Here is a 20,896-nt window from a genome sequence, read left to right as displayed (position 1 = left end):
ACAAGAAGGCCCTGCCGGATAACCCGGCAGGGCCTTTCGCTGCGGCACCGAGCGTAGGGGTCAGGCGGCGCCGATCATCTTGCGCAGCACGTAGTGGAGGATGCCGCCATGGCGGTAGTACTCCAGTTCGTTGGCGGTGTCGATACGGCACAGCGCCTCGAGCGTCTTCTCGCCCTTGTCGGAGGCGATGGTCACCTTGACCTTGCCCCCTGGGGTGAGCTCGGAGAGCCCCTCGATAGAGATCCGCTCGTCACCGGTCAGGCCCAGTGACTGGCGGCTCTCGCCTTGCGGGAACTGCAGCGGGACCACGCCCATGCCGATCAGGTTGGAGCGGTGGATACGCTCGTAGGACTCGGCCAGCACCGCCCTTACGCCGAGCAGGCGGGTGCCCTTGGCGGCCCAGTCGCGGCTGGAGCCGGTGCCGTACTCCTTGCCGGCCACCACCACCAGCGGCGTGCCCTCCTGCTGGTAGCGCATGGCAGCGTCATAGATCGCCATCTGCTCGCCTGAGGGAACATGCCGGGTCTCGCCGCCGACCACGCCATCGAGCATCTCGTTCTTGATGCGCACGTTGGCGAAGGTGCCGCGCATCATGATCTCGTGGTTGCCGCGCCGCGAGCCGTAGGAGTTGAAGTCCACCGGCTTGACCCCGCGCTCCTGCAGGTAGCGACCGGCGGGGCTGTCCGGTTTGATGGCGCCGGCCGGCGAGATATGGTCGGTGGTCACCGAGTCACCCAGCATGGCCAGGATCCGCGCCTCCTTGACGTCCTCGATGGCGTCGGGCTCGCGGCCCATACCCTCGAAGAAGGGCGGGTGCTGGATGTAGGTCGAGTCGTCGGACCACTGGTAGACCTTGCTCTGAGGGACCTCGATGGCCTTCCACACCTCGTCGCCGTCGAACACCTCGGCATACTCCTTGCGGAACATCTCGGTGTTGACCTGCTCCACGGCCTCGGCGATCTCCGCCTGGCTGGGCCAGATGTCCTTGAGGTAGACCGGCTCACCGTCCTTGCCGGTGCCGATGGGCTCGCGGGTCAGGTCGAGCTGGACGTTGCCGGCCAGGGCATAGGCGACCACCAGGGGCGGCGAGGCGAGCCAGTTGGTCTTGACCAGCGGGTGGACCCGGCCCTCGAAGTTGCGGTTGCCGGAGAGGACCGAGGCCACGGTGAGGTCGGACGCCTCGATGGCCTTCTCGATGGGTTCGGCCAGCGGCCCCGAGTTGCCGATGCAGGTGGTGCAGCCGTAGCCCACCAGGTTGAAGCCCAGGGCGTCGAGATCATCCTGCACGCCGCCGGCGGCCAGGTAGTCGGTGACCACCTTGGAGCCCGGCGCCAGCGAGGTCTTGACCCACGGCTTGGTGGAGAGTCCCTTCTCGCGGGCCTTCCTCGCCAGCAGGCCGGCGGCCATCATCACGCTGGGGTTGGAGGTGTTGGTACAGGAGGTGATGGCGGCGATCACCACGGCACCGGGGTTGAGCTTGAAGGCATCGCCGTCGAGGTCCACGTCCTGGCTGTCATGGTGCTCGTAGCTCTCCTCGACGCCTACCGCGGTCTGGCCGCCCTCGGACATCAGCTTGCCCTTCTCGGTGGAGGAGAGCGGCTTGCCATCATCCTCCATCACCTTGGCGAAGGCCGACTTCATGTCCTTGAGCGCCACCCGGTCCTGGGGCCGCTTGGGCCCGGCCAGGCTGGCCTCGACCTCGGTCATGTCCAGCGCCAGGGTGTCGCTGAACACCGGCTCGTCGCCGGGCTCGCGCCACAGCCCCTGGGCCTTGCTGTAGGCCTCCACCAGTGCCAGCTGGGCGTCGTCGCGGCCGGTGAGGCGCATGTAGGTCAGCGTCTCGTCATCCACCGGGAAGAAGCCGCAGGTGGCGCCGTACTCCGGGGCCATGTTGGCGATGGTGGCGCGGTCGGCCAGCGGCAGGTCCTTGAGACCGTCGCCATAGAACTCCACGAACTTGCCCACCACGCCCTTCTTGCGCAGCATCTGGGTGACGGTCAGCACCAGGTCGGTAGCGGTGATGCCCTCGCGCAGCTTGCCGGTGAGCTTGAAGCCCACCACCTCGGGGATCAGCATCGAGACCGGCTGGCCGAGCATGGCCGCCTCGGCCTCGATGCCGCCCACGCCCCAGCCCAGCACGCCCAGGCCGTTGATCATGGTAGTGTGGGAATCGGTGCCCACCAGGGTGTCCGGGTAGGCCAGCGTCCGGCCGTCCTGCTCCTTGGTCCAGACGGTCTTGCCCAGGTACTCGAGGTTGACCTGGTGGCAGATGCCGGTGCCGGGCGGCACCACGCGGAAGTTGTCAAAGGCCTGCTGGCCCCAGCGCAGGAACTCGTAGCGCTCGTGGTTGCGCTCCATCTCGATGGCCACGTTGTCCTTGAACGCCGTGGGGTTGCCGAACTTGTCCACCATCACCGAGTGGTCGATCACCAGGTCGACCGGCGACAGCGGGTTGATGCGCGCCGGGTCCTCGCCCAGGCTCTCCACGGCGGCCCGCATGGAGGCCAGGTCGACCACCCCGGGCACACCGGTGAAGTCCTGCATCAGCACCCGCGCCGGGCGGTAGCCGATCTCGCGGTCGGAGCGCCCCTCCTGCTGCCAGTCGACCAGCGCCTGCATATCCTCGCGGGCGACGCTCTCGTCGTCGGCGAAGCGCAGCTGGTTCTCGAGCAGGATCTTGAGGGTCTTGGGCAGGCGGTCGATGTTCCCCAGCGCCTCGGCGGCCTTCGGCAGGCTGTGGTAGTGGTAGGTATTGCCCGCGGCCTCGAGGGTCTGCAGGGTATCGGGAATGGAGTCGGTGCTCATCGAAGTCCTCCTCGTCGCGGAGAGTGAACGAACCTTCCTGGTCGTCTGAGAGTACATGGTCATGATAGGCAGGCTTTTCAAGCGTTGCCCGGAAGCCACTTGAATTGCCCTCGGGCGGCCGCCATCTTGATTCCTAGCCACCACTGTTGCCCAGCCGGCAGTATGGCACTCGTCCATGACATGCCGACAGCGGCCGGGAGTTCCCATGCATGAAGAGGCGTTGATCCCACGGCGCGTGCGCTGCCCCTACTGCGATGCGCCCTTCGACCTGCTGCTGGATGTCTCCCAGGGCAGCCAGCTCACCTGGGAGGATTGCCACGTCTGCTGCGCGCCGATCCAGGTGCGTATCGAGGCCGACCCCGGCGACCCGGAGGCGTTGACGGTCTCGCTGGGGCGCGACGACGAGGTGATGTAACCCCCGTGTCGGGCACGCGACGACGCGACGCGTCGGACGGGCCGCGATGGGCGCCGGTGGCTGCTACAATGGCGCCACTTTCTCGAACGTTACTGCCACGAGGTTTTCCCATGAGCGATGCGCGTCACGAACGCCTGATCATTCTCGGCTCCGGCCCGGCGGGCTACACCGCCGCGGTCTATGCGGCCCGCGCCAACCTCAAGCCGCTGCTGATCACCGGCATGCAGGCGGGTGGCCAGCTGACCACCACCACCGACGTGGACAACTGGCCCGGCGACGACGCCGGCGTGCAGGGGCCCGAGCTGATGGAGCGCATGCAGCGCCACGCCGAGCGCTTCGACACCGAGGTGCTGTTCGACCATATCCATGAGGTGGAGCTGCGGGAGCGGCCCTTCACCCTGAAGGGCGACAACGGCACCTACACCTGTGACGCGCTGATCATCGCCACCGGGGCCAGTGCCCGCTACCTGGGGCTCGAGTCGGAACAGCAGTTCATGGGGCAGGGAGTCTCGGCTTGCGCCACCTGCGATGGCTTCTTCTACCGCAACCAGGAGGTGGTCGTGGTGGGCGGCGGCAATACCGCCGTGGAGGAGGCGCTGTATCTCGCCAACATCGCCTCCAAGGTGACCCTGGTGCACCGTCGCGACAGCCTGCGTTCCGAGAAGATCCTCCAGGACAAGCTGTTCCAGAAGGCCGAGGAGGGCAAGGTGGTGCTGGAGTGGAACCACACCCTGGATGAGGTGCTGGGCGACAACACCGGGGTGACCGGCGTGCGCCTCAAGTCCACCGAGAGCGGCGAGACGAAGGAGATCGCCGCGCCGGGCGTGTTCATCGCCATCGGCCACAGTCCCAACACCGGCATCTTCGAGGGGCAGCTGGAGATGAGCGGCGGCTATATCCGGGTCAAGTCAGGCCTCGATGGCAACGCCACCGCTACCAGCGTGCCTGGCGTGTTTGCCGCCGGTGATGTCATGGATCATGTCTACCGCCAGGCGATCACTTCCGCCGGCAGTGGCTGCATGGCCGCCCTGGATGCCGAGCGTTACCTGGACGAGGTGTAACGGCGCCGCTCGCCAAGGTGCCGCCGCCTATCGTCCCTTGCTCCTTACCCCTTGAAGCTGGGGTCAATAGTGCGGCGGCAGCTCGTCCTCGGGGCGAGGTTGCGCCGCGTCACCCTCCTGCAGCGCCCGCTGCTGCTCGCGGATCTTCTGCTGCATCAATGCATTGATGCGCTCCAGCTTGGCCAGGCGCGTCTCCTGGGCGGCTACCGCCTGATCCAGGGTATCCAGCCAGTGCTCCTGGTAGGCGATACGGCTCTCCAGCGCCTCCAGGCGCTCGTTCAGGGCATCGGACGCCCGTGTTGTGCTCATGCTAGAATCCTGTCGCTGCGTGTCACCGTTCACCGTGGCACCTTCCCATGGTTGTCAATATCGTTCATTACCAACAAGAGAGTCATTCGAGTCCATGAATCGCAAGGTCATGTTTCGCTGTAGTCTCGTCAGCCTGCTGCTCGCCGCCCCGGCGCCGCTGCTGATCGCCCTGTTCATTCACCTGGCCGGCGGCGCCCTCTCGGAGGCGCTGTTCGATAGCCTGCGCATCGGTGGCGTCGCCGTGGTCTATGCCGCCGCCGCGCTGGCGGTCTTCCTGGTGCTGCTTATCGGCACCCTGGCGGTCAATGTCCTTACTCCCCAGCTGGTCAACCTGGCCGAGGTCGAGAACGACGATCGCGAGCTCGGCGAGGTGAAGTGGTTCAACGTCAACAAGGGGTACGGTTTCATCACCCGTGACAGCGGCGAGGATGTCTTCGTCCACTTCCGCGCCATTCGCGGTCGCGGTCATCGCACCCTGGCCGAGGGCCAGAAGGTGCGCTATCACGTGGTGGAGAACGAGAAGGGCCTGCAGGCCGACGATGTTACCGTGATTACCTAGCAGTGCGTGCACCCTCGGCGCGGCCGGCGTAACGCCGGCACACTCGCTCGACACGACATCGCCCCGCATATGCGGGGCGATGTCGTTTGCGGCTACTGGCCGGAGTCGGGCCAGTGGATCTCCTCCTCGCGGCCGTCGGGGAGCACCCGCAGGAAGCGGTCGGGCTCGTCGCCGGGCTGCCACCCCCCCAGCGAGCAGCGTACCTCGGCACCCAGCTGCATGGCGGCGGCGCGGGCGCAGGTCGCGTCGTCCGGCCAGGGAGTCTCAGCGCTGTCGAACCACAGGCTGGCGAAGCCGTCGGCGGCACGCTCCACCAGCAGCACCGGGATCTCACCGCCGGCAAGCCGGCCGCGGGTACGCCACTTGCCCTTGCCGGCGGGGGCCAGGGGGTCGGCGCCGATGGCCGTACCCAGCCACTCGTCGAGTGACGCCACGGGCGCCTTGGCCAGGTAGATCTCGATATCGGGGTAACGGGTTTCGCTGTCAGCTGTCATGCAAGCCTCAGGGTCGGGCACTGCCGTTGATGAACAGGTGCTTCATGACCGCCTCGTAGATGCGGCTCAGCTCGTCCAGGTCGGCGGCACGCACCCGCTCGTTGACCTGGTGGATGGTCGCATTGAGGGGGCCCAGCTCCACCACCTGGCTGCCCAGGGTGGCGATGAAGCGGCCGTCCGAGGTGCCGCCGCTGGTGGAGAGCTCAGGCGTGTGGCCGGTGACCTCCTCGACGCCCCGCACCGCCGCCTCCACGAGCTCGCCCTCGGCGGTGAGGAAGGGCTCGCCGTTGAGGGTCCAGTCCAGCTCGTAGTCCAGGCCGTGGGCATCGAGGATCGCCTCGGTACGCGCGCGGAGCTCGTCGTGGGTCACCTCGGTGGAGAAGCGGAAGTTGAACACCACCTCCACCTCGCCGGGGATGACGTTGGTGGCACCGGTACCCGAGCGGAAGTTGGAGACCTGGAAACTGGTGGCCGGGAAGAAGTCGTTGCCGGCGTCCCAGTGCTCCCGGGTCAGCACATCCAGCGCGGGCATTGCCTGGTGGATCGGGTTGCGCGCCAGGTGGGGGTAGGCCACGTGGCCCTGCACGCCACGGATATGCAACACGCCGCCCAGCGAGCCACGCCGGCCGTTCTTGATCACGTCCCCCAGCCGGGCGGTGGAGGAGGGCTCGCCGACGATACAGTAGTCGAGTCGTTCGTGGCGCTCGCGCAGGTGCTCCACCACGGCGCGGGTGCCGTCCTTCGCGGGGCCCTCCTCGTCGGAGGTGATCAGGAACCCCAGGCGGCCGTGGTGCTCGGGGTGGTCGGCCACGAAGCGCTCCACCGCGGTGATCATGGCCGCCAGGCTACCCTTCATGTCGGCAGCGCCGCGGCCCCGGAGCATGCCGTCATCGTCGATACAGGGCGCGAAGGGCGGGAAGTCCCAGCGGGTATGGGGGCCGCTGGGGACCACGTCGGTGTGACCGGCGAAGGCCAGCAGCGGGCCGTGGTGGCCGCGGGTGGCCCAGAAGTTCTCGACGTCGCCGAAGGGCAGGCGTTCGATATGGAAACCGAGCGCCGTGAGGCGCTCGGTCATCAGGTCCTGGCAGCCCAGGTCATCCGGCGTCACCGAGGGGCGCGCCAGCAGGTCGAAGGCGAGCCGCAGGGTGGGCGAGAGGCCCTCAGGATCAGTTATGGGCATGCAGCGCCTCGTTGAGCGCAATGGCGCTCTTGTTGGTCAGGCACTCGATGCGGCCGTTCTGGGAGTTGCGGCGCAGCAGCAGGTCGTCCTGGTTGGCCAGCTCGCGGGCGGCCACGGTACGAACCTCCTCGCCCTGGTCGTCGAGCAGGGTGACCTTGGCGCCGGCGGTGAGGTAGAGACCCGCCTCCACGGTGCACCGGTCACCCAGCGGGATACCGATGCCGGCGTTGGCACCGATCAGGCAGCCCTCGCCGACCTTGATGACGATATTGCCGCCACCGGAGAGGGTGCCCATGGTGGAGCAGCCACCACCGAGGTCCGAGCCCTTGCCCACCATCACGCCGGCGGAGATGCGGCCTTCGATCATGCCGGGGCCTTCGGTGCCGGCGTTGAAGTTGACGAAGCCCTCGTGCATCACGGTGGTGCCCTCGCCCAGGTAGGCGCCCAGGCGCACCCGGGCGGTGTCGCCGATGCGCACGCCGCCAGGCACCACGTAGTCGGTCATCTTGGGGAACTTGTCGACGCAGTCCACGGACAGGGGGCGGCCCTCCAGGCGTGCCTTGAGGCGGCGTGCGGGCAGTTCCTGGACGTCGATGGCGCCCTCGCTGGTCCAGGCGATGTTGCGCAGCAGGCCGAACATGCCGGTGAGGTCGAGGCCGTGGGGCTTGACCAGGCGATGGGAGAGCAGGTGCAGCTTGAGGTAGACCTCCGGGGCGCTCTGCGGGGGCAGGTCCTCGGCGATGAACATCGCCACCAGCGGGCGCGTCGCAGCGGCGAAGGCCTCGGCCAGCTCCGCCTGCTCGGCGTGGCCGGCAGCCTTGAGGGCGCCGGCCAGCTCGGCGCACTGCTCGGGCAGGAAGCTCACCGCGGCGTTGCCCTCCGGCACGTCCAGTACCCGCTTGATCGCCTCGATCAGGCCGTCGTCGGGGTCGAGCAGGGGGGCGGGGTAGTAGATTTCCAGCCAGTCGCCCTGGGTGTTCTGGGTGCCGGTTCCGAGTGCAAAGCTCAGCATGTCGAGGGTCCTCGTGGGTCGAGTGTGAGTAGGTGAGTCGTGGCGCCGGGGGTCAGCCCTGAAGATCGTCGTAGTCGCCGTCGCGGAAGCCCACGCGGATCTCCTCGCCGGTATCCAGCAGCGGGCGCTTGAGCAGGGTGGGGTGGGCGAGCAGCAGCTCACGGGCACTGTTGGCGTCCACCTCCCGCTTGTCCTCGTCGGGCAGGTTGCGCCAGGTGGTGCTGCGCTTGTTGAGCGCTTCCAGCACCGGCACCTTGTCGAGGATATGCTCGAGCAGCGGCGCCGACAGGCCATCCTCGCGCAGGTCATGGAACTGGTAGGGAATGCCGGAGTTATCCATCGCCTTGCGCGCACGGCGACAGGTGTCGCAGTTCTTGATGCCGTACAGGGTGAACATCACAGCCTCCTCTCGATGAAGTCGCGGATGCGTCGGGCCGCCTCGGCAGTGGCCCGGGGTTCGGCGACCAGCGCCAGGCGCAGTCGACCGCTGCCGGGGTTGGTGCCGCTGCTGCCGACCCGGCCCATATAGCTGCCGGGCAGCACGCTGACGTTGGCATGGCGCAGCAGCTCCCGTGTGAAGGCCTCATCGTCGCCACCGGGCACCGCCGGCCACAGGTAGAAGCTCGCCTCGGGAGCAGAAAACTCCAGCACCGGGGCGAGTATCTCGGTGACCGCGGCGAACTTCTCGCGATAGGCGTCGCGGTTGGCGCGCACATGGGCCTCGTCGTTCCAGGCGGCGATGGAGGCGTGCTGTACCGGCAGGGCCATGGCGCAGCCGTGATAGGTACGGTAGCGCCGGAAGGGAGCGATCAGCGCGGCGTCGCCGGCCACGAAGCCGGAGCGCAGCCCCGGCAGGTTGGAGCGTTTGGAGAGCGAGTGGAACACCAGGCAGCGGCGGTAGTCATGGCGGCCCAGCGCCGCGCAGGCCTCGAGCAGCCCCGGCGGCGGGGTCGCCTCGTCCAGGTAGAGCTCCGAGTAGCACTCGTCCGAGGCGATGATGAAGTCGTGTTCGTCGGCCAGTTCGATCAGCCGCTGGAATTCCGCCAGTGGCGTCACCGCACCGGTGGGGTTGCCCGGCGAGCAGAGGAAGACGACCTGCACCTGGCGCCAGGTGTCGGCGGACACGGCGTCGAGGTCGGGCCTGAAACCGTTGTCGGCGCGGCAGTCGAGATAGTAGGGCTCGCCGCCGGCGAGCAGGGTGGCGCCCTCGTAGATCTGGTAGAAGGGGTTGGGCATCGCCACCTTCGCCGGACGGGTGCGGTCGAGTGCCGTCTGGACGAAGGCGAAGATCGCCTCGCGGGTGCCATTGACCGGAAGCACCTGGGTCTCGGCGTCGAGCCCGGCGAGACCGAAGCGGCGCGTAGCCCAGCCACCGATCGCCTCACGCAGTGCGGCAAGGCCGCCGGTGGCCGGGTAGCGGGCGAACTCGTCCTGATGGGCGTGCAGTGCCTCGAGCGCCGCGGCGAAGGGGGCGTGCTGGGGCTCGCCGATGGTCAGCGGGATGTGCGCGAGCCCCTCGGGGGGCGTCACGTCGGCCCTGAGGGCGGCCAGCCGCTCGAAGGGATAGGGCTTGAGGGCGTCGAGATCGGGGTTCATGGGGGTCCAGGCGCGCCTCTGGGCCGTGGCCTCGGGCGTCGTTATGTGAGTCGTTGTCGGAGAAGGGCCTTGATTATAGGGAAGCCCGCAGTAGGCCTCAAACGCCCTCTACCCTGAGACATCCAGCACCTCCACCAGCCGCTCGCGTAGCCGCGCCTGGCGCTCGGGGTCGGTGAGGGGTGCCCCAGCCTTGTCGGTGATGAAGAAGACGTCCTCCACCTTCTCGCCGAGGGTGGCGATCTTGGCCGCGGAGAGGGCGATGTCCTGCTCCATGAAGATACGGCCCACCCGGGCCAGCAGCCCGGGTCTGTCGGGGGCGATCAGCTCCAGCAGGGTACGCTCGTTGGCCGGGTCCTGCTCGATGATCACCTCGGTGGGCACCTTGAAGTGGCGCAGCTGGCGGGGGGTGTGGCGGGTGACGATCTGAGGATAGTCGTCGGGATCGTCGAGCTCCTCCACCAGGTGGGCGCGGATCTCCTCCAGCCGCTCGGGCTCGCGGATCGGGTCGCCATGGTCGTCGAGCACGATGAAGGTGTTCAGCGTCCAGTCGTTGCTGGAGGTGGCGATGCGCGCATCGTGGATGGAGAGGCCGAGCTGGTCCAGGGCCGCGGCGGTAGCGGCGAACAGGTCGTCTACCGAGCGGGTGTGGATGAACACCTTGGTGCCGCCTTCGGCCATGCCCTCGGCCGGGGCGCTGAGCAGGATCAGTGGCAGCTGGCTGTTGCCATGGCCGAGGATGCCCTGGGTCTGCCAGGCAATCTCGCTGGGGGCGTACTGCAGGAAGTAGTCCTCGCCCAGCGACTCCCACAGCCGCTGTACCTGGTCCATGTCGGCGCCCACCGCGGCGAGCAGCGAGAGCGCCTCGTCGCGGGTCTCGTTGACCCAGTCGTTGCGCTCCAGCGGGTTCTCCAGGCCGCGGCGCAGGGCGCGTTTGGTCTCGGCATGCAGCTGGCGCAGCAGCGAGGCGCGCCAGCCGTTCCACAGCGTGGGGTTGGTGGCGTTGATGTCGGCCACGGTCAGCACGTAGAGGTAGTCGAGGCGGGTCTCGTCGCCCACCAGGCGGGCGAAGTCGGCGATCACGTCGGGGTCGGTGATGTCGCGCTTCTGGGCCACCATGGACATGGTCAGGTGGTGCTCGACCAGCCAGCTCACCAGGCGGGTGTCGCGGGGCGAGAGGCCGTGGCGCTCGGCGAAGGCCTCCACGTCGCGGGCGCCGAGGATCGAGTGGTCACCGCCGCGCCCCTTGCCGATGTCGTGGTAGAGCCCGGCGATCCACAGCAGCTCCAGCTTGGGCAACTGGTGGATGACGTTGGCGGCCACCGGGAAGGTCTCGCGGGCCTCGGGCTTGCGGAAGCCATGGATGAACTTCAGCAGATGCAGGGTGTGGGCGTCCACGGTGTAGATATGGAAGAGGTCGTGCTGCATCAGCCCCACGGCGCGGCCGAACTCCGGCAAGTACTTGCCCAGCACCCCGTAGCGGTTCATGCGCCGCAGCTGGCGTGCCACGTTGCCACCGGAGCGCAGCAGCTCCATGAACAGGCTCTGGTGGCGCACGTCATCGCGGTAGAGGTCGTCGATCAGGTGTCGATGGTCGCGGATCTGGCGGATGGTGTCGGCCCGCACCCCCTCGATCCCCGGGTGCTCGGCCATTAGCAGGAACAGCTCGAGCAGTGCCGAGGGACGATCGCGGAAGACGGTGCGCGAGCGCGCCTGGATATAGCCATCCTTGATTTCGAAGCGCTCGTTGAGCGGCTCCACCGGCAGGGCTTCGCCGGCGTGGAGGATCGCCTCGTCGAAGTGCTGCAGCAGCATGTCGTTGAGGCCGGCCAGTGCCGTCACGTGGCGATAGTAGCGCTTCATGAACTGTTCGACGGCGAGGCGCTCCGGGGTGTCGCGGAAGCCGAACAGCTCGGCGATGGTGCGCTGGTGGTCGAACAGCAGGCGGTCCTCGGCGCGGCCGGTGAGCATGTGCAGGGCGTAGCGCACCTGCCACAGGAAGGCCTGGCCCTGGCTGAGGATGCGCAGCTCGGCATCGTTCATGAAACCCGTAGCGACCAGGTCCTCGTAGCGCTCGCTGCCGAAGTGGCGCTTGGCCACCCAGCCGATCATCTGGATATCGCGCAGCCCGCCGGGGGCACTCTTGATGTTGGGCTCCAGGTGGTACTCGGAGTTGTTGTGGCGGTAGTGGCGGTTGATCTGCTCCTGCCACTTGGCCTCGAAGAAGCGGTCCGCCGGCCACACTCGCTCGGGCGCCAGGCGTGTCTTCATCGCCTCGCGCAGTCTCTCGGGGCCGGCGATGGTGCGGCTCTCCAGCAGGTTGGTGATCACCGTGACATCGGCCTCGGCTTCGCGCTCGCAGTCGGCAAGCGAGCGCACGCTGTGGCCGATCTCCAGGCCGATGTCCCAGAGGAAGGTGATGAAGGCGGTCAGCGCCTCCCGGTAGGGGACGTCGTCATCCTTTTCCAGCAGGAGAAGCAGGTCGACGTCGGAGTGTGGGTGCAGCTCCCCGCGGCCGTAGCCACCTACGGCGAGCAGGGCGACACCCTCGTCGGGCCAGGTGTGCTGCTCCCAGGCCACCGTCAGCAGCCGATCCAGGCACCAGGCGCGACCGTGGACCAGGTCGCGGATATCGGCGCCGGCGCGGAAGCGCGCGTCGAGGCGTGCCTGGATCTCCCGCAGGGCCGCCTTGAAGGGAGCGATCGGCGAGCGGCTGCCCGAGAGCTCTTCGCGGAAGCCGTCGACGTCGAACAGCGTCCCGTCCGGCGTGAAGCGGTAGTGGTGGAGCAGCATCGGCTCAGTGCTCGAGGAAGGAGAGGTCTTCGTCGCTGCGTGCGGTCAGCACCTCGACGCCGGACTCGGTGACCAGCAGGGTGTGCTCCCACTGGGCGGAGAGGCTGCGGTCGCGGGTCACGGCGGTCCAGCCGTCGCGCAGCACCTTGGTGCGGTAGCCGCCCACGTTGATCATCGGCTCGACGGTCAGGCACATGCCGGCGGCGAGTTCGATATCGGCCTCCGGGGCATAGCCGTCGTAGTGCAGCACCTGCGGCTCCTCGTGGAAGCTGGCACCGATGCCGTGGCCGCAGAAGTCGCGTACCACCGAGTAGCCGTTGGCCTCGGCGTGCTTCTGGATGGCCTGGGCCAGCGTGGAGAGGCGCACACCCGGGCGCATCAGCGCCATGCTCTTGTACAGGCACTCCTGGGTGACGCGGCACAGGCGCTCGCCCTGGATGGTCTCGCCGATCACGAACATCACGCTGGAGTCGCCGTGGTAGCCGTCGGCGGTCTTCACGGTGATGTCCAGATTCATGATGTCGCCGTTCTTGAGCTTCTTGGCGTCATCGGGGATGCCGTGGCACACCACGTGGTTGATCGAGGTGCACACCGACTTGGGGAAGCCGTGGTAGTTGAGTGGGGCGGGGGTGGAGCCCAGCTCGTCGACGATGAAATCGTGGCACAGCCGGTCGATCTCGCCGGTGGAGATGCCGGCCTTGACGTGAGGGGTGATCATCTCGATCACGCGGGCGGCCTGACGGCCCGCCTCGCGCATCTTCTCGATCTCGTCGGGCGTCTTGATGGGTACGTTCATGAGGTCTCGGATTCGGGGGTAGGGTGTCCGCGGGAGGGTACGGTACGCGCGCGGACGGCTTCATCTCGGCGTTATTCCATGGTATAAAGCTGCGCGCCTTCCTGCAATCGCCGAGCCTGTCGGCAGCGTCTCTTGCGACCTCCCGGTCGCGAAGCCGGGCCGGGAGCCCGCGATAGCGAGGGCGTCAATCAACATAACGCCTTGAAAACACACATGCACCGGCACATGGTCCCGGGTGCTGTCGCGTCTCTCACGGGTGCGGCGGTCGGATCCATGGGGTGCATGGAGGCCTAACCCGATATTTCAGGAGTCATCCATGGCACACGTCAATATGCGTGACCTGCTCAAGGCAGGTGCTCACTTCGGTCACCAGACCAAGTACTGGAACCCGAAGATGAGCAAGTTCATCTTCGGCGCCCGCAACAAGATCCACATTATCAACCTCGAGCACACCCTGCCGGCCCTCAATGAGGCGATCGATGTGGTCGAGAAGATGGCAGCGGCCAACAACAAGATCCTGTTCGTCGGCACCAAGCGCAGCGCGAGCAAGATCATCAAGGAAGAGGCCAACCGCGTCGGCCAGCCGTTCGTCAACCACCGCTGGCTCGGCGGCATGCTGACCAACTACAAGACCATCCGCGTTTCCATCAAGCGCCTGCGCGACCTCGAGACCATGCACGAGGACGGCACCTTCGAGAAGCTGACCAAGAAGGAAGTGCTGATGGCGACCCGCGAGCAGGACAAGCTCGAGCGGTCCGTGGGTGGTATCAAGGAGATGGGTGGCCTGCCCGACGCCCTGTTCGTGATCGACGTCGACCATGAGCGCATCGCCATCAACGAGGCGAACAAGCTGGGCATCCCGGTCATCGGCGTGGTGGATACCAACTCCGACCCGGACGGCGTCGACTACGTGATCCCCGGCAACGATGACTCCATCCGCGCCATCCAGATCTACGTCAAGTCCATCGCTGATGCCTGCGCGCGTGCCAAGGAAGGTCGTCCCGACGAGTTCGTCGAGGTGACCGAAGAGCCCGCCGCCCAGGAAAGCGACAGCGCCGCCGAGTGATCGCGGCCCGTCTGATCGGCGGCAGTGGGCGGCCTGTCATGCCGCTACCATCGATGCCGGTTAGACGAGAAGGGGGCCGCGGCCCCCTTTCTTCTCCGAATTTTCCGGATTCTCCCAAGTGAGGGTCCGGCCCACTTCCCGAGATATTCAGAGGTGACACCCATGGCAGCTATCAGCGCCTCCCAGGTCAAGGAACTGCGCGAGCGTACCGGGCTCGGCATGATGGAGTGCAAGAAGGCCCTCACCGAGACCGACGGTGACATCGAGCAGGCCATCGAGAACCTGCGCAAGAACTCCGGTCTCAAGGCCGCCAAGAAGGCCGGTCGTACCGCCGCCGAGGGCGTCGTGGTGACCCGCGTGGCCGATGACGGCAGCTACGGCGTGATGGTCGAGATCAACTCCGAGACCGACTTCGTCGCCCGTGACGACAACTTCACGGCCTTCGCCGAGAAGATCGCCGATGCCTTCTTCGCGGCCAAGAGCGAAGACGTGGCCGCCGTGATGGCCGGTGATCTGGAAACCGCCCGCGAGCAGCTGGTGCAGAAGATCGGCGAGAACATCGGCGTGCGTCGCAGCGTGGTGGTCGAGGCCGGCGCCGGCAACCTGGTGGGTGCCTACGTCCACGGCGGCCGCATCGGTGTGCTGACCGAGCTCAAGGGTGGCAACGCCGAGGTGGCCAAGGACGTCGCCATGCACGTTGCCGCCATCAACCCGGCCGTGGCGCGTCCCGAGGACATGCCTCAGGAGCAGCTGGACGCCGAGAAGGCGATCATCCTGGCCCAGCCCGACATGGCCGGCAAGCCCGAGCAGATCGCCGAGAAGATGGTCCAGGGCCGCCTCAAGAAGTACCTGGCCGAGAACAGCCTGACCGAGCAGCCCTTCGTCAAGAACCCGGACCAGTCCGTGGCCGAGTTCGTCAAGGCGGCCGGTGGCGAGGTGGTCGGCTTCACCCGCTTCGAGGTGGGCGAGGGCATCGAGAAGGAAGAGGTCGACTTCGCCAAGGAAGTGATGGAACAGGCCAAGCGCAGCTGAGGTCGGAAGTTCCGCTAAGATGATGGCGTGCGCGCGAGCGCACGCCTTCGCGTATCCGGCCGGTCGATCCGGTCGCCCCGTCATGCCACCGCTGATGCCCAGGAGATGATGCCATGTCCACATCCGATCACGTCGAAGCGCCCGCCAAGCCGCGCACCCAGAAGTCGAAGTACAAGCGGATCCTGCTCAAGCTTTCCGGCGAGGCACTGACCGGGGATGCCGAGTTCGGCATCGACCCCAAGGTGCTCGACCGCATGGCTCTGGAGATCGGGCAGCTGGTCGGTATCGGCGTCCAGGTGGGCATCGTGGTCGGTGGCGGCAACCTGTTCCGCGGCGCCGCCCTGCACGAGGCCGGCATGGAGCGGGTCACCGGCGATCACATGGGCATGCTGGCCACGGTGATGAATGCCCTGGCCATGCGCGACGCCCTGGAGCGCTCCAACATCCGCTCGCGGGTGATGTCGGCGATTCCCATGAGCGGCGTGGTGGAGCACTATGATCGTCGGACCGCCATCCGCTACCTCACCTCCGGCGATGTGGTGCTGTTCTCGGCCGGTACCGGCAACCCCTTCTTCACCACCGACTCCGCGGCCTGCCTGCGTGGCATCGAGATCGATGCCGACGTGGTGGTCAAGGCCACCAAGGTGGATGGGGTCTACGACAAGGATCCGGTCAAGTACCCGGACGCGGTCAAGTATGACCAGCTCAGCTACGACGACGCGCTGGCCCAGAAGCTCGGCGTCATGGATTTGACCGCCATCTGCCTGGTGCGGGACCATGACATGCCGGTACGCGTCTTCAACATGAACAAGCCCGGCGCCCTGCTCAACCTGGTGGTGGGCGGCGAGGAAGGCACGCTGATAGACAGAGGCTGATATCGTGATCAATGACATCAAGAAGGACGCAGAGAGCCGCATGAAGAAGAGCGTCGAGGCGCTCCACGGCAACCTGAACAAGATTCGTACCGGGCGGGCCCACTCCAGCATCCTGGACTCGGTCACCGTCGAGTATTACGGCAGCCAGGTTCCGCTGAACCAGGTGGCCAACATCAATACCGAGGATGCCCGCACCCTCTCGGTGGTGCCCTGGGAGCAGAGCATGGTGCCCAAGGTCGAGAAGGCGATCATGACCTCCGACCTCGGCCTGAACCCCTCGACCGCCGGCAACAATATCCGCGTGCCGCTGCCGATGCTCACCGAGGAGACCCGCAAGGGCTATATCAAGCAGGCGCGTCATGAGGCCGAGAACTCCCGGGTGGCGGTGCGCAACGTGCGCCGCGATGCCAACGGTGACATCAAGGCCCTGCTCAAGGAGAAGGAGATCAGCGAGGACGAGCAGCGCCAGGCCGAGGAGGCGATCCAGAAGCTGACCGACAAGTATATCGCCGAGATCGACAAGACCCTGGAGTCCAAGGAACACGACCTGATGCAGGTCTGAGGACATCCGCCCGGCCCGCTCGCGGCCGGGCGGCGGCGACACACCCGAAGCGAGACCCCATGACGTCAACGCACTCCCCCGACGCCGGCTCCGATGCCGGCGCTTCTGCCGCCAGCGAGGCCGGCCTGCCACGCCACGTGGCGATCATCATGGATGGCAACAACCGCTGGGCTAAGGCGCGTGGCCTCTCCGGCGTGCGCGGCCATCACGCCGGCGTCGAGGCGGTGCGCGCCACCATCCGCCGCGCCGCCGAACGCGGCGTCGAGGTCCTGACCCTGTTCGCCTTCTCCAGCGAGAACTGGAAGCGGCCCAGGGCGGAGGTGAGCGCGCTGATGGAGCTGTTCCTGCTGGCGCTCAAGCGCGAGGTTAACAAGCTCCACGCCAACGGCATTCGCCTCACGGTGATCGGTGATCGCAGCGGCTTCTCCGAGGCGATCCAGGCGCATATCGCTCGCGCCGAGGCGAAGACCCGCGACAACACCCGCCTGCACCTGGTGGTCGCCGCCAACTACGGCGGCCACTGGGACCTGGCCCGGGCAGCGCGTCGCCTGGGCGAGCGAGTCGCCGCCGGCGAGCTCGCCCCCGAGGCGATCGACGAGGCCGCTCTGGGCGGCGAGCTCAGCCTGGCCGGCGTGGCCCCGGTGGATCTGTGCATCCGTACCAGCGGCGAGCAGCGTATCTCCAACTTCGTGCTCTGGGAGCTGGCCTACGCGGAGCTCCACTTCACGCAGCGCCTGTGGCCCGATTTCGACGCCGACGCCTTCGATGCCGCGCTGGAGGACTTCCGGCGCCGCAAGCGGCGCTTCGGCATGACCGATGACCAGATCGACGAGGCTCAAGGTGCTTAGACAGCGCATCATCACCGCCGCCTGGCTGGCACCGCTGATGCTGGCCGGCCTGTTCGGCCTCACGGGTGGTGCCTTCGCGCTCTTCACCGCGGCCATCGTGCTGCTGGGCGGCTGGGAGTGGACCAACCTGGCCGGCATCACTGGGCGTGGCCGACGCCTGGCGCTGGTCGCCGCACTGGCCGTGGCCATGGCGCTGCTATGGGCCACTGGCGCCATCCAGGCCGCCTGGCCGCTGTGGCTGGGCCTGGTCGGCTGGGCGCTCAACCTCTACTGGGTCACCCACTATCCCGAACGCACCGGACAGTGGTCCTCCGCCGCCAGGCGCCTGGCCATGGGGCTCTGGGTGCTGCTGCCCGCCTGGGTGGGCCTCAATGTGCTGCGCGAGACCGGTGGCATCTGGCTGCTCTTCGTGCTGCTGTTGGTGTGGAGCGCCGATATCGGCGCCTACTTCGCCGGCCGCGCCTTCGGGCGGCAGAAACTGGCCCCGCGGGTGAGCCCCGGCAAGAGCTGGGAGGGCGTGCTCGGCGGCATGGGGGCCACCCTGGCGCTGGCCCTGGTGTTCGCCATCGGCCAGGGGCTGGTCGCGATCGACGCCGTCCTGCTGGTGCTGACCACCCTGGCGGTGACCCTGGTCTCGGTGCTCGGTGACCTGCTCGAGAGCATGCTTAAGCGCCACCGTGGCATCAAGGATTCCAGCAACCTGCTGCCCGGCCACGGCGGCGTGCTCGACCGCATCGACAGCCTGACCGCGGCGTTGCCGCTGTTCGCCCTGCTTGCACCGGGGGTGATCTAGAATGGCCAGCGATACTGCCCTGCGCCGCCAGGGTGTCACCGTGCTGGGTGCCACCGGCTCTATCGGCACCAGCACCCTGGATGTTGTCGCGCGTCATCCCGAGCGCTACCGGGTCCATGCGCTGACCGCTCACCGCTCCCGCGAACCGCTACTGGCACTGTGTCGGCGTCACCGCCCAGCGGTGGCGGTGCTCGAGCGTGAGGCCGATGCCGCCTGGCTGCGCGAGCGCCTGGCCGAGGCCGGCGTCGCCACCGAGGTGCGCAGCGGGGCCGAGGCGTTGGTGGAGGTGGCCGAGGCCCCCGAGGCCGAGGTGGTGATGTCAGCCATCGTGGGTGCCGCGGGCCTGTTGCCGACACTCGCCGCGGTACGTGCCGGCAAGCGGGTGCTGCTGGCTAACAAGGAGGCCCTGGTGATGTCCGGGGCGCTGTTCATGGAGGCGGTGCCACGCCATGGCGCCACCCTGCTGCCCATCGACTCCGAACATAATGCCATCTACCAGTGTCTACCCGTGGAGCATCGCGGCGGCCTGGACCGTCACGGGGTGACCCAGCTGCTGCTGACCGCCTCCGGCGGCCCCTTCCGAGGCTGGTCGGCCGAGGCACTGGCCGGGGTCACCCCGGCCCAGGCCTGCGCCCACCCCAACTGGAGCATGGGGCAGAAGATCTCGGTGGACAGCGCCACCCTGATGAACAAGGGGCTCGAGTTGATCGAGGCGTGCTGGCTGTTCGATGCCCGTCCCGATCAGGTGCAGGTGGTGGTGCATCCGCAGAGCGTGATTCACTCCATGGCTGCCTACAGCGACGGTTCGGTGATCGCCCAGCTCGGCAACCCGGACATGCGTACGCCCATCGCCTATGGCCTGGCGTGGCCCGAACGCATCGACGCCGGCGTCCAGTCGCTGGACCTCTTTCAGGTCGCGCGCCTCGACTTCGAGCCGCCCGATGAAGCCGCCTTTCCCTGCCTGGGCCTGGCGCGGGACGCCATGGCGGTGGGCGGCACGGCGCCGGCGGTGCTCAATGCCGCCAACGAGGTGGCAGTGGCGGCCTTCCTTGCCGGGAGGCTTCCCTTCACCGGTATCGCCGAGCTGGTGGCGAGGGTGCGTGATGCCGAGCCGGTGCAGCCGGCCGACGAGCTCGAGGCGATCCTCGATGCGGACACCCGCGCGCGGCGTGCCGCCGAGTGCCACCTGGCACGTCGGTGAGTCGCGTCCGCTTGTACATGAATAGCCATGCTGTCAGGAGGAGAGTGACTTGGGCGTGATCCAGAATATCCTGGCCGTGATCGTGGTACTGGGCCTGCTGATCACCTTCCACGAGTTCGGCCACTTCTGGGTGGCGCGGCGCTGCGGGGTGAAGGTGTTGCGCTTCTCGGTAGGCTTCGGCACGCCGATCTGGTCGCGGGTGGATCGCCACGGCACCGAGTACGCCATCGCCGCCATCCCGCTGGGCGGCTACGTCAAGATGCTCGACGAGCGCGAGGGCGAGGTGCCCCCCGAGGAGCTCGACCGGGCCTTCAACCGCAAGAACGTCTGGCAGCGCATCGCCATCGTCGCCGCCGGCCCCCTGGCCAATTTCCTGCTCGCCCTGGTGGCCTACTGGGCGCTGTTCGTCGCCGGTACGGCAACGGTGGCACCGGTGATCGGGGAGGTGGCGCCGGATTCTCCCGCTGCCCGGGGCGGCCTGGTGGCGGGCCATGAGATCACCTCGGTTCAGGGCGAGGCGGTGCGCTCCTGGGAGGAGATCAACCTCAAGCTGGTGGCGGCCATCGGCGAGCGCGAGGCGCTCGCCATCGCCACCCGCGAGGACGCCGCCGCCGAGATTCGCCAGCACCAGGTGCCGGTGGAGGACTGGCTGGTGCGTCAGGATCCTCCCCAGCCGCTGCCCAGCCTCGGGGTGACCCCCTGGCGGCCGCCGATGCCGGCGGTGCTGGATCAGGTGATGGAGGGCGAGGCCGCCGCGGCGGCGGGACTCGAACCGGGTGACGAGATTATCCGCGTGGATGCGGAGCCGGTGGATGACTGGATGCACTTCGTGGATATCGTGCGAGCCAGTCCCGGCGAACCCCTCGAGCTCGAAGTCGACCGGGATGGCGAGCGTCTCGGCTTGACCGTCACCCCCGGCCGTAGCGAGCTGGAGGAGGGCGTGACCATCGGCTATATCGGCGCCGGAGCGGCGCCGGTGGAGTGGCCCGAAGAGTATCGCCGCGAGATCCGCTATGGCCCGATCGCCGCGGTGGGCGAGGCCTTCGCGCGCACCGGCGAGATGATCACGCTGACCTTCGATGCGGTGCGCAAGATGCTGGTGGGGCTGATCTCGCCCTCCAACCTCTCGGGGCCGATCACCATCGCCCAGATCTCCGGCGACTCCGCCCGGGCGGGGCTGGAGAGCTTTGTCAGCTTCCTGGCCTACCTCTCGATCAGCCTGGGGGTGCTTAACCTGCTGCCGATTCCGGTGCTGGATGGCGGCCACCTGCTCTACTATGCCATGGAGGTGGTGCGCGGTCGGCCGGTCTCGGAGCGGACCCAGGCAATCGGCCTGCGCATCGGCCTGGCGCTGGTGGGTACGCTGATGCTGATGGCGATCTACTTCGACCTGATGCGGCTCTGGTAGGGCAGGGCAATCGCAGTTGCAGAAACCAAGGGGCGCCAGTCCCGAGCGACAAACCATCTGCGATTGCCCAGGCCCCGAGGGCCTCGCCTTGTCA

At 67.6% G+C, this 20,896-nt stretch carries 20 protein-coding genes; 11 read left to right on the top strand and 9 right to left on the bottom strand.

Annotated elements, in window-relative coordinates:
- Positions 1-60: 60 nt before the first annotated feature.
- Positions 61-2,805, bottom strand: coding sequence for an aconitate hydratase AcnA (gene acnA / locus ACJ7IV_RS13780; RefSeq protein WP_483864871.1), 2,745 nt, complete (start codon positions 2,803-2,805; stop codon positions 61-63).
- Between the two features lie 205 nt (positions 2,806-3,010).
- Between acnA and ACJ7IV_RS13775 the strand changes: the two genes are divergently transcribed.
- Positions 3,011-3,220 (top strand): zinc ribbon domain-containing protein, encoded by a 210-nt coding sequence (locus ACJ7IV_RS13775; RefSeq protein ID WP_282039775.1) that lies wholly within the window; start codon positions 3,011-3,013, stop codon positions 3,218-3,220.
- Between the two features lie 110 nt (positions 3,221-3,330).
- Positions 3,331-4,281, top strand: coding sequence for a thioredoxin-disulfide reductase (gene trxB / locus ACJ7IV_RS13770; protein WP_483864870.1), 951 nt, complete (start codon positions 3,331-3,333; stop codon positions 4,279-4,281).
- Positions 4,282-4,344: 63 nt separating this feature from the next.
- On the opposite strand, the gene ACJ7IV_RS13765 is transcribed toward trxB, so the two are convergent.
- Positions 4,345-4,590 carry a SlyX family protein gene (locus ACJ7IV_RS13765; RefSeq protein ID WP_213312080.1) on the bottom strand — a complete coding sequence of 82 codons (246 nt, stop codon included), beginning with the start codon at positions 4,588-4,590 and terminating at the stop codon, positions 4,345-4,347.
- Positions 4,591-4,684: 94 nt separating this feature from the next.
- Here ACJ7IV_RS13765 and ACJ7IV_RS13760 point away from each other — a divergent pair, with 94 nt between their 5' ends.
- Complete coding sequence (locus tag ACJ7IV_RS13760) at positions 4,685-5,149, top strand: cold-shock protein (RefSeq protein WP_483864869.1); 465 nt, start codon at positions 4,685-4,687, stop codon at positions 5,147-5,149.
- 92 nt (positions 5,150-5,241) lie between these two features.
- Here ACJ7IV_RS13760 and ACJ7IV_RS13755 read toward each other — a convergent pair whose 3' ends face one another.
- From ACJ7IV_RS13755 to map, 7 genes are all read right to left on the bottom strand, one after another.
- Positions 5,242-5,643: a hypothetical protein gene (locus tag ACJ7IV_RS13755; RefSeq protein WP_483864868.1), complete on the bottom strand. Its 402-nt coding sequence runs from the start codon at positions 5,641-5,643 to the stop codon at positions 5,242-5,244.
- Positions 5,644-5,650: 7 nt separating this feature from the next.
- The gene (dapE, locus tag ACJ7IV_RS13750; protein WP_483864867.1) at positions 5,651-6,823 is read right to left on the bottom strand and encodes a succinyl-diaminopimelate desuccinylase; all 1,173 of its coding nucleotides are present in this window, start codon (positions 6,821-6,823) and stop codon (positions 5,651-5,653) included.
- Positions 6,810-7,835 (bottom strand): 2,3,4,5-tetrahydropyridine-2,6-dicarboxylate N-succinyltransferase, encoded by a 1,026-nt coding sequence (dapD, locus tag ACJ7IV_RS13745; protein ID WP_483864866.1) that lies wholly within the window; start codon positions 7,833-7,835, stop codon positions 6,810-6,812. The genes dapE and dapD overlap by 14 nt, the downstream gene beginning before the upstream one ends.
- Positions 7,836-7,887: 52 nt before the next feature.
- Complete coding sequence (locus tag ACJ7IV_RS13740; RefSeq protein WP_213312083.1) at positions 7,888-8,232, bottom strand: Spx/MgsR family RNA polymerase-binding regulatory protein; 345 nt, start codon at positions 8,230-8,232, stop codon at positions 7,888-7,890.
- Positions 8,232-9,431: a succinyldiaminopimelate transaminase gene (gene dapC / locus ACJ7IV_RS13735; RefSeq protein ID WP_483864865.1), complete on the bottom strand. Its 1,200-nt coding sequence runs from the start codon at positions 9,429-9,431 to the stop codon at positions 8,232-8,234. Before dapC ends, ACJ7IV_RS13740 begins: the two co-directional genes overlap by 1 nt.
- Positions 9,432-9,539: 108 nt before the next feature.
- Positions 9,540-12,221 (bottom strand): [protein-PII] uridylyltransferase, encoded by a 2,682-nt coding sequence (locus ACJ7IV_RS13730; RefSeq protein WP_483864864.1) that lies wholly within the window; start codon positions 12,219-12,221, stop codon positions 9,540-9,542.
- Positions 12,222-12,225: 4 nt separating this feature from the next.
- Positions 12,226-13,017 (bottom strand): type I methionyl aminopeptidase, encoded by a 792-nt coding sequence (gene map / locus ACJ7IV_RS13725; protein WP_483864863.1) that lies wholly within the window; start codon positions 13,015-13,017, stop codon positions 12,226-12,228.
- 316 nt (positions 13,018-13,333) lie between these two features.
- On the opposite strand from map, the gene rpsB reads away from it, so the two are divergent.
- The 8 genes from rpsB (at position 13,334) to rseP (ending at position 20,802) form a co-directional block, all read left to right on the top strand.
- On the top strand, positions 13,334-14,083 hold the full coding sequence (gene rpsB / locus ACJ7IV_RS13720; RefSeq protein WP_161430051.1) for a 30S ribosomal protein S2: 750 nt from the start codon (positions 13,334-13,336) through the stop codon (positions 14,081-14,083).
- 162 nt (positions 14,084-14,245) lie between these two features.
- Positions 14,246-15,115, top strand: coding sequence for a translation elongation factor Ts (gene tsf, locus ACJ7IV_RS13715; protein ID WP_213312087.1), 870 nt, complete (start codon positions 14,246-14,248; stop codon positions 15,113-15,115).
- Positions 15,116-15,228: 113 nt separating this feature from the next.
- Positions 15,229-15,990: a UMP kinase gene (gene pyrH / locus ACJ7IV_RS13710; protein ID WP_161430053.1), complete on the top strand. Its 762-nt coding sequence runs from the start codon at positions 15,229-15,231 to the stop codon at positions 15,988-15,990.
- A gap of 4 nt (positions 15,991-15,994) precedes the next feature.
- Positions 15,995-16,552: a ribosome recycling factor gene (gene frr / locus ACJ7IV_RS13705; protein WP_232912715.1), complete on the top strand. Its 558-nt coding sequence runs from the start codon at positions 15,995-15,997 to the stop codon at positions 16,550-16,552.
- Positions 16,553-16,611: 59 nt separating this feature from the next.
- The gene (gene uppS, locus ACJ7IV_RS13700; protein ID WP_483864862.1) at positions 16,612-17,400 is read left to right on the top strand and encodes a polyprenyl diphosphate synthase; all 789 of its coding nucleotides are present in this window, start codon (positions 16,612-16,614) and stop codon (positions 17,398-17,400) included.
- Positions 17,393-18,193, top strand: coding sequence for a phosphatidate cytidylyltransferase (locus ACJ7IV_RS13695; RefSeq protein ID WP_483864861.1), 801 nt, complete (start codon positions 17,393-17,395; stop codon positions 18,191-18,193). The genes uppS and ACJ7IV_RS13695 overlap by 8 nt, the downstream gene beginning before the upstream one ends.
- A gap of 1 nt (position 18,194) precedes the next feature.
- Entirely contained in the window at positions 18,195-19,394 is a 1,200-nt protein-coding gene (gene ispC, locus ACJ7IV_RS13690) for a 1-deoxy-D-xylulose-5-phosphate reductoisomerase (RefSeq protein WP_483864860.1), read from the top strand.
- 49 nt (positions 19,395-19,443) lie between these two features.
- A complete protein-coding gene (gene rseP, locus ACJ7IV_RS13685) occupies positions 19,444-20,802 on the top strand; it encodes a sigma E protease regulator RseP (RefSeq protein ID WP_483864859.1) in 1,359 nt (452 codons plus the stop codon).
- Positions 20,803-20,896 lie beyond the last annotated feature (94 nt).

This window comes from Halomonas sp. C10-5 (assembly GCF_057169305.1).
Note: the sequence above shows the minus strand (reverse complement) of the source record. Positions and strands in the feature narration are given on the sequence as shown.